Source organism: Peribacillus sp. NJ4 (assembly GCF_030348345.1).
Lineage (GTDB): Bacteria > Bacillota > Bacilli > Bacillales > DSM-1321 > Peribacillus.
Genome location: NZ_JAUCFQ010000001.1, coordinates 4195344 through 4207846 on the forward strand (window position 1 = coordinate 4195344; position 12503 = coordinate 4207846).

Here is a 12503-nt window from a genome sequence, read left to right on the forward strand (position 1 = left end):
CTATCATACCAGAAATACTTTCTTTTTTATGACTAGGTTTCTGTTTCCAATTAGACACACTTTCTATTATTTTACCGTTTCCCTTAAAAAAACACCAATCGTACGTTCGCGTTTTCCCCAAAAGAAAAAGCCCTCATAATTTTCGGGCTTCGAATCATTCACCTGTAAATCTATAATTGAATTCTTTGAGCGGCCAATATCGAACATCGACTTTACCGATAACATTTTCAACAGGTATATAACCAAAGTGACGGCTGTCCGCACTTTCAAGACGATTATCACCCATGACAAAAAGCTTGCCCTCCGGGACTGTGGTCATGTCCGTCAATTCTTTTAAGGTAAAATCACCCGTAAAATCCTGTCCCGGAAAACCTTCCTTATATTTCTCAAGATAAGGCTCATCCACTTTCTCACCATTTACGTAAAGCCAATCATCTTTATAACGAATGCGGTCACCTGCAATCCCTATAACTCGCTTAACATAATCTTCTTGTGAATTCGCATGAAAAACAATAATGTCAAATCGGTTGATATCATGAATCTGGTAATTGATTTTATTCACGACAAGTTTATTGCCATCTTCAAGGGTCGGCTGCATCGATTTTCCTTCAACATCATAACTTGAAAAGAAAAAAGTACGGATTAAGATGTAAATAACAAAAGCTATCATGGCTGCTTTTATCCAATCGGATAAAGTATTCTTGTTTGTTTTTTCCATCTAGTTCAACCCCTACTACATTTATATACTAATTTATTGTCCTTCTTCTCTCTTCATGCTTTTATTTAACCGGACTTCCAGTCTTTTTCCTACATACCACAGGATAAAGATGACAATCCCGATAATGATCGTACGCACAGGCTTATGTATTAAGGACACTAAATCGTAACCTACGAAGCTGATCGTAAAAATCATCACCGCTTTCCCTCCTACGACTGCAAGTCCATATTGCAAAGGACTGACTTTTGAAAGTCCTGCCACGATATTCACGATAGCCGATGGAGTAAAAGGGAAGCAGAGCAGTATGAACATGGGACCGAATCCATGGCTTTCCACCCAAACCATCAACCTCTGCACCTGCTTATGTTTTTGCAAAAATCGAAAAAACCTCATTTGACCATATCTTCTAATAACTAAAAAGATAAAAAAAGAACCAGCTACAGCACCAATCCAAGAAAATAAAAACCCCCACCAGAGACCAAAAGCCGTTGCATTAGCAAGCACGAACACCACTAAGGGCAAAAAGGGCAAAAAGGCTTCCAGCATCGGCAGTAAGATCCCAGGAATTGGACCGAATGAGCGATATTGCTGAATAAGCGCCGAAATATGATCAAGTGTAAACCACTCACGTATAGTATCCAAATCCATAATTATCTCCCTCGACATGCTACTATAAAAGTAGCATAAACTTATTAAAAACCGTTTATTTTAGATATATCACTTTCCCCTGAAATTGCAAGAATTATTATCCATATATCTTCATACTTTCCCTATCTCAGGAAAACATAATCTTGTTAACAAAAATTTCATCATTTATCAAAATTGCTTGCATATGCACTGAAAATGCATTAGGATAAAAAACAAGAACAAACGTTCTCACTTTTACTAAGTATACATATTAATATTGTAAACGTGCTACTTTAGAAAGGAGCGGTCATGATGACCCGCATTCCAGAAGATGACCGAAATATGATTGAAAAAGCCATCTACCTCCCTATGGTTATTACAGTCTTGAACCGGGATCTCAAGGTCATCGAAATTAGTCCGTTTAAATTAAAAAGGCCCTATTCGGAACTAGTCGAACATATTTTAACGGTGGTCCAGGACGATCTTGCCGAGGTACGGCGCTATTTGCGCAAGGAGAATATTAAAGTAAGTGAAATCAAACGCGATGAATCCTTCACGATGTATTGTTTTTTATATAAAGGATACGAGGAACATCATAATTACTTCAATCCCCGCCTTCGCAACAAAACCGAAGACTTGTTATGTTATTACTTTTTCGAAAAAAGTCTCCGCTCAAGGGAAATTTAGCGGATTATCCCTATTACAGACATCCTCCATATTGTTTGCCTGTGAATGATGGGTGATTGGAGTCTTTCCGGAAGGATACAGATGCCTGGGGGGAAGGAAGATATGACCATTAAAACGCATCTGATCTTTCCTGCTTCTAAGATAAGTGAGTACAATTTTTCCACAGTCCTTAACGAATAATAGGTTGGGCTGGCATGCTCATTATTAATCGTCATTTTAATCACCACTTTAATTCTGTACAAACACAACTATTCCCCAACACTATCATTTTAGAGTCAGCACAGCATTTTTGCAAAAGATTGTTGACGGCATTGTCTGAGTAAAGTCTTTGAAAACCAAATTACTTTAATTAAAGTGTCTCTGACAGCTTATAAAAATAAATCGCCTACTTATAAATTAACCAACAAAAAAGCGGAAAGATTATTTTGGATATAAATCCGTATTCGATTGGAAAAATTCATAAATGAAAAACGTCAACCAGAACTCTTTTTTTTTTAGTCATGTCTATATACTGCCCCTATACCAGTCTAGCCATCTACTACTAACCATCTCTTGATATAAAAAAGAACTTCCAGAAAGATAAGAACCCTTGTGAATAGTTTGTGAAATATTGAACAAAATATTTGAAACATCGTGGATGTCCAATATATTATGAAGTGAATCACTAACAAACTTATACCCCTTTATTTGATCGTTAAAAGTTTCTCCAACTCTTTTTTCTTATAAAAAACCATGCAATGTTTAACCTCTGCATGGTTTTTCTTTTTTATATAATCAATTCGACAATGTAAGACATATTCCGTTATAAGAATCCGAGATGGACTTTACAATATATAGGGTTTTATAGGGTGAATAATAGAATTAGCCACAATTTCAATCGATTCCCCAGGATTTGTGACAAAATTCCAAACTCCCTTCACATATTCTTCACCTACATCATAAAGTCCTACGCCTATTCCCTTTGCAATATCTGCCGTTTGCTTGGAGGTTTCTAGCTGCAAAACATATTGCTGTTGGTGAGCCCTAAGTTTTCATACCCTATCTGATTGGCGATTTTGAGGAACTCATCCGGAATTTAATAGATTTCTTTTATGTAATACTATTATTCACTGTGAAATTTTGGACATAATATATATTCAAAAAATCAGGGAATCTTTAAACAATCATCATAGATACCCAGGACATTTTAACTGGTATTTTGGTGATAATATCTCCATTTCCAAAGAAGGCACTGAAAAATCAAAAAAAGAAATTGACGATCTAATGGATGAATTATTTGAAGATTAATTATGGAACCCTTCTTTAATAAGAAGGGCTTCCATTATTTTCGAGTGAATTCCGTACGCTTGCATCCTTTACTTTCATTCCAATCATGCTTTTATGATTATCCCAGCCTGAATCCCTTTCTAACGTGGTATATACTTTGACATTACCTCTGAAGCCTTGACTCCATTTGCTTCGGTGAACAGATAGAAAGATTTCCTCTTTGTTTCCTCAATCCTCTGGATGAGTTTCGTTTTTAAAAAGGATGTCCGGTGCAGCTGGTTTTCGAAAGAACTGCATGATACTTCTATATCGATGGTTTGTTTATTCCTGAATGTGATGGTTGTATGTTTGGAATCCTGGCGATCATAGGATACTACATGCTCATGTGATATCCAGATGCATTGGGGACGCAACGGAGATGTAGTTGGAAAGAAGAAGATCGAACTCGTCGGATCAATCGCGATCGGTGCTTTATGTGTGATGTTTATGAGCTGTTTCGTGCCTTGCTTGCGTCCTTCATAACTTGATCCGAAGAACTCACAGCTTTTCTTTACTATTTCCAAAGGTTTAAAGGGCGAGACGAATTCGTCCTCCATTTCAACGATACGGGCATATATTTTACTGCCATAATTGATTGGCGAAACCATTAGTGTATATGGCGTGATTTCATACTCCTCGATGATTCCCTGACTGTTTTCCTTCATTATTAATCCACCTCTTCCTCATTGCATTAAACACTTTTTTCACTTTAACAAAGCTTATACTCTTAATTGCTGTTTGTACCCTTCCATTCCCCATTGTCAATAAATAGGTGAAGTCAGATGGGAAATATATGTTAAATTACTCACTATAATAGCACAACCTGTAAAGATAAAAAGCAAGTTCACACAAAGTTAAAAATTCTTATAAATAGTGGTCATTTCGTCATCTAAACGACACATTTTCAATCAAGATTCAAATTTTTTAAATTTTCAGTTGATTTTATCCATTCAAATCCATATACTAATAAAAAGGGTCAGGGGTGGTAACTTTGAAAAATGAAAAATCTTATTCAGAGTCAGTGAAGTCCTTATCAATGAGCGAAATGAAAAACGATGCTGTGGTTCAGGAAATGTTAATTGATATGATTATTCTGGAATCCGTCCTTAATACCAAAAAGAATATCCTTGCGAAACAGATTGATGAAGCCTTGGATATGAAAAACGAACCTTTATTCTTAAAATTAAGTTCTGAAATGAACGTTTTGCTAAAACAGTTTGGAAGCTAAAATGCATGACTAAATAACAGCCTGATAATCAAAAAAGCCTCCCCAATGTTGGGAGGCTTTTCTATTTATCATCACTCTTTATGAAACATCCCCATGACTTCGGCTGTTTCTGTTATATTGACAAAAGCATTCGGATCCACTTCTTTTATCATCGCTTTTACATCGGTTAATTGATAACGGGTAATGACTGTCATCATCACTTTACTCTTTTCTCCAGAGTATGCACCTTCACCATCCATGACTGTAATTCCTCGATATAGGTTGGTCAGGAGCTTCGTTTTCATTTCGTCACTCTTTTTCGTAACGATCATTAATGTTAATTTAATGTGATTGGAATGAATTGTATCAATCACCTTTCCAGCTGCATATATGGAAATCAGCGTATATAATGCGGCATCCCAACCAAAGATGAAGCCTGAAATAACCACCACAACTCCATTCATCACTGAAAGCAATGTACCAAGTGGAAAATCGCTCTTCTTAGCCAACAGCATGGCAATGATATCGAAACCGCCTGAAGACCCTGAAGCACGAAAAATGATGCCTATACCGAATCCCGATATGATTCCGCCAAATAAAGAAGACAAAATCGGTTCAGTGGATATTCCATGAACTGGAATGAGATATAAACTGACGGATATCACGACAACTGATAATATCGTATAGGTGATAAAGCGTCTTCCTAACTTCAAGTATCCTAGAATCAGCAATGGCAAATTCAAGAGAAAATTCAATATCCCTGTGTTGACTGGGGTAATGATTCCGAACATAATCGCAAGTCCACTAAGTCCGCTGCTTAAAATTAAATGAGGTATCAAAAATAAGTTGTAGGCTACTGCAACAAGCACTGAGCCTATAGTGATAAAAAGTACATTATACATATCTGATCTCCTTAAAACGAACTGGGAATTTAATTTATTATAGTAGAGAACCTAAGAATTTTAAAAATAATAGTTTTTTCTGAAAACAACTTAAAAAACTTACACTTTCCCGATATAAGTAAAGGAAAAAGCCAGCTTATTTGTTTAAATATATATAAGTATTGATAAATGCTGAATATTAAAGCCTGTATCAATAATTACCAAGTAATCATCGATACAGGCTTTTTTTATTAAAGATTCGCTCCTTATTTTTTTCGGAACATTGGAAAAAGAGAAAAAATCCCTAATTAAATAAAGTGTCTAACTTTTTGGGTTCACTTCAATCACAGCTCTCTATAGAACAGCTTTATGAATGAAGTGAAGTCACAAAACGGGAAACATATTTTAAATGAAGCTGAAACCTATTTGCTGCAGTGCAAACTAAGGCGTCAAATCCCCAGAATCTTCAATACTCTCATCCACCGGTACGGATACCGTAATGGCCGGACACGTCTTATCAATGCCAATGGTAAGTTGTTTCTTTATCAACTTTTCCTGCAGACTAGCTTTAAATCATATATATAAGAATAATATGTGAAAGCTTTGGAACTGATTTTGAACTCCCGAACGATTCAATCATTTGAGTACTTCATCAAGAATCTTTATCTCCTTCTCGTGCAAATTCAATAGCTTCATAAAGTTGGGCTCTTTGTTTTGTACTTGTTCCAGTTATTTTCTCAACCGGCTTGACTTCCATTATCAATACAGCTGCTGATAATATCGTTAAAGACTATGCGGAAAACATTCAGTTTACAAAAACAAATGAAAGTTACTGGAAAGGGACAGCGTTAGGGACTCGAATCGATCTTGGGAATATTAAATTAACTAAAGAAAATGAACAATATGAAGAGGAAAATCCAGTAGAATTTCACAATAAACTAAAAAGATACAACGGATTTAATGACAGTGAACCAATAGAAGAAACGTTTGAGGAATATTGGTTAGTTTTAACTTATAATGAAACATCCAAACAATGGATTATAGATGAGGTAAAAGATTATTATTCATATAATGATGAATTCATGAAGGGGAAGGACGTTGTGAAAAGTGATTTTAAATAATAAAAAAGCCTACGATCCTTGCAATTCAAGGAAGTAGGCTTTTTTTACTTTTTCTTTTTATGTAGGCAATGTTAATGAATATTGTTGATATTTATTAACGAAATGAGTAACTTTTAATTCAAAGAAGTTACTCTTCTTAATCAAATTAATCTTTAACTTTATTTTTGTGTCTATTTGCTAACTTCATAGCGAAGAACTGAGGAATCAAATTCAAAAAACTAACCAAGATTAATAATTGATATGGAGTTAGTGGCTTAAAATAGCCACCCCATCGTTCGTTCCCTGTCATATCGCTTATGAAATAAAATGAAATTATTACAGATAATATATTACCAATAATAAGAGAGATTGAATTATTAAAGAGTTTGCCGAAGAAAGCAAGAAGTGAAGTCACTACAATCATAATTAAATAGCCAAGCATTGAACGGTTAGCAAAATCTTGGTGCATTGAAAAATAAACAAAAGGAAAACAGTATAAACAGACTATTAGAATACCAATTACTATTTTTCTTAGAACAAGCAAAATCTTATTCTTCATATATCCCCATCCCTATACCTTTGTCTATCTCGATAGTCCCCACAGCCTGTAATTCATTTAAACGACTTAAACTCTCTTCTTTATCAAAAGAACTATGCCAACGATAATCATATTGATCCAATATACGGTAATGGTCACTAATCAAATTTTGTTGCAAACGAAAATCCCCTCTATACTCGATTTCTTTCCACCATATCTTACCACCCATTGTTTTTTCTTTAGGCGTACCACCATTTTTGCTAGCAATTAACTGAACAAAATCAACTGGATTGTCACCAATTGATGATATCAACAATTGGCTATGATTAAACAAAGCACAAAATGCAACAACGGTGGTCCAATTGGCTTCTGTTCTTCTTTTTTCAATTTGAACTAGTGTTTTTTTTGAAATCCCTAGAATTTCAGACATCTTATCTTGAGAAAAACTCTGTTCTGTTCGGACAAGTTTCATTTTTTCTGATATTAAATTGATGAATTCTTCTTTTTCCATATATACTAAATACTCCTTTTTAGTGTAATTTTACACTAATAGTATTATTTTTCAACAAAAAATACCCTTTTTGAATAAAACCAACTTTAAAACACAAAGAAAAATGCAAGAACGAACCTTGCTCTAAATAAGTTTGAAATGGGAATATTTCTTAATTAAAGCTGTTGAACTAACCTGCCCCGTTAGTTGCATAAAGAAAAAGCTGACTTAAAGACAGCTCCGATCTTCAGCTAACGCACCCTTTAGTTTAACAAGGAACTATCTATTGACATCCAAATAATTACAAAATATAATACATACATATGAATGTATTAATGTGTGGAGGTGATAAATTGGCACGTAATAAATATCCTGAAATAACGGTACAGAGAATATTAGATGCTGCAACTAGACTTTTTCTTGAAAAAGGATGGGACCAGACAACAATCCAAGACATTATTGATGAATTGGGAGATTTAACTAGAGGTGCGTTCTACCATCATTTTAAATCTAAAGAAGATATTATAGATGCCGTTCTCAAACGATTGGCTTCGGAAAATAATCCTTTTGAACAAGCAGAGAAAATGGATGGTTTAAATGGTTTAGAGAAACTAAAAACTGCTTTTCAGCTTTCCTTTACTAATAATCAGGGACAGGTTGATGCGATCAAGTCTATCCCATCTATTTTAAAAAGTCCTACACTTATTGCCAATCAATTAATGGAATGTGTCAGAATAGGAGCACCAAGTATACAATCAATTATTGAGGAAGGTGTAGAGGATGGTTCAATTTCCGTTCACTATCCAAAACAATCTGCTGAAACACTTGTGATACTAGCGAACATTTGGTTGAGTCCAATTATTTTTTCAGTAAATACAGAAGAATATATGCAAAAGGTAAAACACTTGCAAGAACTATTTAACGGTATTGGTTTGCCAATTATTGACGATCAAATACTAACCTCTTTTGAAACTTGTCACAGAGAAATCTTCAATTTAAATAGGCTGTCATAAGGCAGTTTATTTTTTTAAATACATACATACATATATATGTATGTTGAAATTTGATAACTGGATTGATTTGTGTCGGAGTGGGTGCAGCATCAATTATAAGTGGTTGGATGCAGATTCAAATGTTTCAATGATTAAAATATGCTAAAGAAAGGGAGGTAAACATTATGAAGGGCGCTCTAATTGCAGGAGGGGTTTCAGTATTGTTAATAGCCTCAGGAACTATTGAATTTTTTCTTAAAAAAGACTTCGTTCACAAGGAGGACTTAAAAGATGTTTCCAAAATTATTGTGGATAGTGATGTTGTCAACGTTCATCTCAGTTCTGATGGTTCTAGGATGGATCTTGAGTACACAGGTAAAAAATCTATTCTAGGTGATCCCCAAGTTGATGTTACATATGAAGGCGATCAAGTTGTTATTAAGGTAAGAGAAGTAAATAATTGGAGACGAATTGCACCAATTAACACAAGCAGAGGAAACTTAGTTCTGAACGTCCCATCTAAATTAATGGACCAAGTTCAAATTAGTACCGGAGTTGGAAAAATAGATGTTAGATATCCGAGCGAAATTAAAGAACTAACCCTAAATTCAGATGTAGGTACAATTAATGTAGATTCTTTCAAAGGTGAATCTCTAAATGTATCATCAAATGTTGGTACTATTAATTTAGGAACAATCGACGGAAATATCAATGTAGATAGTTTAGTTGGTAGAATAAAAATCGAAGACCTTTCTAATATGAAAGGAAAGAATAATATTAAATCTAATAATGGCACCATAAAAGTAGGAATACCTGGTGAAAAGACTCTTAATGAGGTAGGATTAAATATCATAACTAAAACTGGAAGAATAATTTCAGAAAACAATAAACTATCAGGAGAAAACATTTATAATGTAGAACAACTTCCCCCAGGGAAGAAAGTCATTAATAGATACAAAGGAGATAAGGAATTAAATATAACTTCCTTTGTGGGTAATATAAAGATTTATTAAAAAGAAAAAGAAGGAGGATTCTCCTTCTTTTTCTTTTTAAAAGGTCTTCAATTTTCTATATTTCATTATCTTCCAAGAAAGCATAAAAAGGTCATCCATTTTACATAAATATATTCCATATCATCCTACTTTCCCTTTGGTACTCATCCTTTTTATCTTACCATTTCTTCTTCAACTAACCTGCCCCTTAGTTCATTAAGGAAAACCAAAATCAAGTATTGATTTCGGTTTATCATTTTTATAAACGATTAAACTTTATTCAAAACGTTACGACTTTATTTTAAAACTACACCTTTAATGATCAAACGGTTATATGTAAAACTTAGTTACTATAATACAAATTAAAGGTATGCTTTTCAGTGAGCATACCTTTAAATAATTTTTTTATAGATCTTTTATTTAATAAAATACATTTTTCCATTTACTTCAATGGATACCGAAGACTGTTTCATTTCTTTTTTAAGATTTTTTGCATAAGCTACAACTTCATTAATTTTATTCTTATCTAACTTTTCAGTGAAGCTATAAACAATGGTTACTTTTTCTTTAACTAATTTTTCATTGTCTCCTATCCAAGCTCCTGTTCCATCGTAAGAAGTAGCACCTCCAAACATATTAGAGAACTTCTCTAAAGACTGGTCAACATATTTGCTGTTATCAATAGGTTGATCAATATTGTAGGTAGATGGAACATAAATTTTTACAACATTGTCAAGATGGAATTGTCCTTTCAAAACATTTGATTGTTGTTCTTGAGTTGTTGATGTTTGTTTAGATGGGAGTTCAACATATAATGTATAAACAAATAACCCAATTAACATAAAGAATGCTAATACTTTAATTACTACTTTATTCTTCTTCAGTTTTATCACTTCCCCTTATTTAATAATTCCTACTCAAAAATAACAAATATAGGAAATTTATCTTTATAATATCAAAAAGGTGTATTGACGTATATATACTTTTTTGTCGTTTTTTAGGTTGTATATGGTATGCAAAGCTAGCTAAGATAATCACTCTTTAAGGAATCCATCAAAAATAAACCCCCTTGGTAGCCAAGGGGGTTTCTCATCTTCGAAATTATCGATTATGCTGTAGCTTTGAAACAAAGTTTGATCATTTTTGTGTTCCTTAATCAACTAACGCACCCGTTAGCTCTATAAGAAAAGAGTTGCCAAAGCAACTCCCTATTTGAAGTAAAGCACCCGTTATTTCAAAAAATCAAAAGTTATAGATTTATGCTAGTTTAATTTATTTCTTTTTGTCTTTGCTGTATACATTAATTTTGTAGGAATCGTTTTTAACCAATTTTTGCATTTCTTTAGAATTCAAATATTCTTTAAGGACCTTTTCGATATTATCGCCATGTTCCCTTGAATCGGGTTCTGAGCTTTTTAAAGAAACCCATATATCTATTCTTGGTTCAGGGTTAATAGAATATCCAGTCAAAGTAATTTTGTAATCCTTTTTACCGATTAATTCATCAGTAATAGAATCTAGAATCATCATCCATCTTTCAATCACCCTTTGTATCTGCATTTTCAACAGTGGAAATCCGCTCGAGCATGGTTGGATGGGAATACCGTAGCCATTTTACCAGGAATGGTGGATTGACCTGACTCAAACCCGACCTTGTGAGTTCCTGGAAAGTGGTGATTGCTGATTCTTTATCCCCGGTCATTTCGATGGCATAACGGTCAGCCCTTGTTTCTTGATATCTGGAAACATAATTGGACACCGGGCTGGAAGCAAACAACAGCACAGACGTTATTAAGAAAAATAATGGAAGAGAAGCGATGCTGTCAACCGTACGCACCTTTAACAGGTGGCCCCAGCGCCTTATGATATAATTCATGATTTTCGATGTCAGCCATAAGCCGATTAAAGTCATTCCTAAATATCCTGCAATCCCTATATAAATGTGCTTTTCAACATAATGAGCCATTTCATGTGCCATGATAAAAAGGATTTCATCTTCCTTTAGTTTATTGAGGGTCGTATCCCAAAGGACTATCCTTGAGTTGGAACCTATGCCGTTCACGTATGCGTTTAAGGCATTTGTCTTTTTCGCCATATTTACTTCATATACGTGATCAGCCGGAATTTCAGCCTGTGAGGCAAGTGCCAATATTTCCGTTTCCAGCTCTTTATTTTTGAGCGGATAGAATTCATTATACAGCGGATCAATCAAAACAGGCTGAACAAACATAAGAAACAAGGTAAATGGAATGGACAACATCCAAGCATAGAGCCACCACTTCTTCACACTTTTCTTCATTAACCAATATAAGACGGAAACGATGATGAACATCAACCCAAAATTCACCCAAAATTCGATGACTCCATCCTTCATCCACGAGGTGAAACTTTGTGTACTGATATGGTAACTTTTACTCATCCGGTAACCAATGAAGCTGATTGGAAATAGTGCCAGGTAAGAAATTACAGAAAGCCAGAATAAGTAAATGCCTGTTTGGATCACTTTCCGTTTCGATACCGTCATGGAAGACTTTTCAAATGCTTTTGAAAAACCAAATAATAAAATGAAGAAATACAGCAGCCATTCATATGGTGTAGAAACGAAAAAAATAAAATTCCTCAGACCTGAATACTCTTCGCTAAGTTTTAGTTCCCTTGCATTCAAAAATGTTGCAGGGTCTGCTGCAGTACCACGCAATGCTTCGGGAATGGAAGTATCTGCCCCATAAAAAATATACCAATACATCACTGCTGCATAAAAGATATATAATAGAATCGCTCTTCCTGCCCATTTTCTAACCATGATGCCCCTCCTTATAACGAAACTCCCTCTTATTAGTTTAATCCAAAATGGACAGGTTAGAACTGCATTTCCCTTCTATATTATTTATTCCATAAATATTCAAACAATCTCGATCATTTTGTCTGGTTTTAATCCTTCTTTTGTTTTATCAACTTTCAATTAT

The 12503-nt window shown here is 34.3% G+C and carries 16 protein-coding genes; 6 read left to right on the top strand and 10 right to left on the bottom strand.

Annotated features, from left to right (window positions below; genetic code table 11):
* Positions 1 to 154: 154 nt before the first annotated feature.
* Positions 155 to 718: a signal peptidase I gene (gene lepB, locus QUF94_RS20860; RefSeq protein WP_289317509.1), complete on the bottom strand. Its 564-nt coding sequence runs from the start codon at positions 716 to 718 to the stop codon at positions 155 to 157.
* A gap of 33 nt (positions 719 to 751) precedes the next feature.
* Positions 752 to 1366 (bottom strand): TVP38/TMEM64 family protein, encoded by a 615-nt coding sequence (locus tag QUF94_RS20865; RefSeq protein ID WP_289317510.1) that lies wholly within the window; start codon positions 1364 to 1366, stop codon positions 752 to 754.
* Between the two features lie 291 nt (positions 1367 to 1657).
* Between QUF94_RS20865 and QUF94_RS20870 the strand changes: the two genes are divergently transcribed.
* Complete coding sequence (locus QUF94_RS20870; protein ID WP_289317511.1) at positions 1658 to 2032, top strand: YhjD family protein; 375 nt, start codon at positions 1658 to 1660, stop codon at positions 2030 to 2032.
* An 824-nt stretch (positions 2033 to 2856) separates the two neighbouring features.
* Here the strand turns inward: QUF94_RS20870 and QUF94_RS20875 are convergent.
* Positions 2857 to 3033 (bottom strand): hypothetical protein, encoded by a 177-nt coding sequence (locus QUF94_RS20875; RefSeq protein ID WP_289317512.1) that lies wholly within the window; start codon positions 3031 to 3033, stop codon positions 2857 to 2859.
* Between the two features lie 118 nt (positions 3034 to 3151).
* On the opposite strand from QUF94_RS20875, the gene QUF94_RS20880 reads away from it, so the two are divergent.
* Positions 3152 to 3319 (top strand): hypothetical protein, encoded by a 168-nt coding sequence (locus tag QUF94_RS20880; RefSeq protein WP_289317513.1) that lies wholly within the window; start codon positions 3152 to 3154, stop codon positions 3317 to 3319.
* Positions 3320 to 3438: 119 nt separating this feature from the next.
* On the opposite strand, the gene QUF94_RS20885 is transcribed toward QUF94_RS20880, so the two are convergent.
* Positions 3439 to 4002: a competence protein ComK gene (locus tag QUF94_RS20885; protein ID WP_289317514.1), complete on the bottom strand. Its 564-nt coding sequence runs from the start codon at positions 4000 to 4002 to the stop codon at positions 3439 to 3441.
* Between the two features lie 326 nt (positions 4003 to 4328).
* On the opposite strand from QUF94_RS20885, the gene QUF94_RS20890 reads away from it, so the two are divergent.
* The gene (locus QUF94_RS20890) at positions 4329 to 4565 is read left to right on the top strand and encodes an IDEAL domain-containing protein (RefSeq protein WP_289317515.1); all 237 of its coding nucleotides are present in this window, start codon (positions 4329 to 4331) and stop codon (positions 4563 to 4565) included.
* Positions 4566 to 4636: 71 nt separating this feature from the next.
* Here QUF94_RS20890 and QUF94_RS20895 read toward each other — a convergent pair whose 3' ends face one another.
* Complete coding sequence (locus tag QUF94_RS20895; protein WP_289317516.1) at positions 4637 to 5446, bottom strand: YitT family protein; 810 nt, start codon at positions 5444 to 5446, stop codon at positions 4637 to 4639.
* Positions 5447 to 6171: 725 nt separating this feature from the next.
* On the opposite strand from QUF94_RS20895, the gene QUF94_RS20900 reads away from it, so the two are divergent.
* A complete protein-coding gene (locus QUF94_RS20900; protein ID WP_289317517.1) occupies positions 6172 to 6546 on the top strand; it encodes a hypothetical protein in 375 nt (124 codons plus the stop codon).
* Positions 6547 to 6691: 145 nt separating this feature from the next.
* Here the strand turns inward: QUF94_RS20900 and QUF94_RS20905 are convergent, their stop codons facing one another.
* Positions 6692 to 7084: a hypothetical protein gene (locus tag QUF94_RS20905; protein ID WP_289317518.1), complete on the bottom strand. Its 393-nt coding sequence runs from the start codon at positions 7082 to 7084 to the stop codon at positions 6692 to 6694.
* Positions 7074 to 7574, bottom strand: a complete 501-nt coding sequence (locus QUF94_RS20910) for a helix-turn-helix transcriptional regulator (RefSeq protein ID WP_289317519.1) — start codon at positions 7572 to 7574, stop codon at positions 7074 to 7076. Before QUF94_RS20910 ends, QUF94_RS20905 begins: the two co-directional genes overlap by 11 nt.
* Before the next feature lie 332 nt (positions 7575 to 7906).
* On the opposite strand from QUF94_RS20910, the gene QUF94_RS20915 reads away from it, so the two are divergent.
* Positions 7907 to 8566 carry a TetR/AcrR family transcriptional regulator gene (locus QUF94_RS20915; RefSeq protein ID WP_289317520.1) on the top strand — a complete coding sequence of 220 codons (660 nt, stop codon included), beginning with the start codon at positions 7907 to 7909 and terminating at the stop codon, positions 8564 to 8566.
* Between the two features lie 164 nt (positions 8567 to 8730).
* A complete protein-coding gene (locus QUF94_RS20920) occupies positions 8731 to 9558 on the top strand; it encodes a DUF4097 family beta strand repeat-containing protein (protein WP_289317521.1) in 828 nt (275 codons plus the stop codon).
* Positions 9559 to 9953: 395 nt separating this feature from the next.
* On the opposite strand, the gene QUF94_RS20925 is transcribed toward QUF94_RS20920, so the two are convergent.
* The 3 genes from QUF94_RS20925 to QUF94_RS20935 form a co-directional block, all read right to left on the bottom strand.
* Entirely contained in the window at positions 9954 to 10430 is a 477-nt protein-coding gene (locus QUF94_RS20925) for a DUF3574 domain-containing protein (RefSeq protein WP_289317522.1), read from the bottom strand.
* Positions 10431 to 10809: 379 nt separating this feature from the next.
* On the bottom strand, positions 10810 to 11082 hold the full coding sequence (locus QUF94_RS20930; RefSeq protein WP_289317523.1) for a DUF4030 domain-containing protein: 273 nt from the start codon (positions 11080 to 11082) through the stop codon (positions 10810 to 10812).
* A complete protein-coding gene (locus tag QUF94_RS20935; protein ID WP_289317524.1) occupies positions 11075 to 12340 on the bottom strand; it encodes a M48 family metallopeptidase in 1266 nt (421 codons plus the stop codon). Before QUF94_RS20935 ends, QUF94_RS20930 begins: the two co-directional genes overlap by 8 nt.
* Positions 12341 to 12503: the final 163 nt, after the last annotated feature.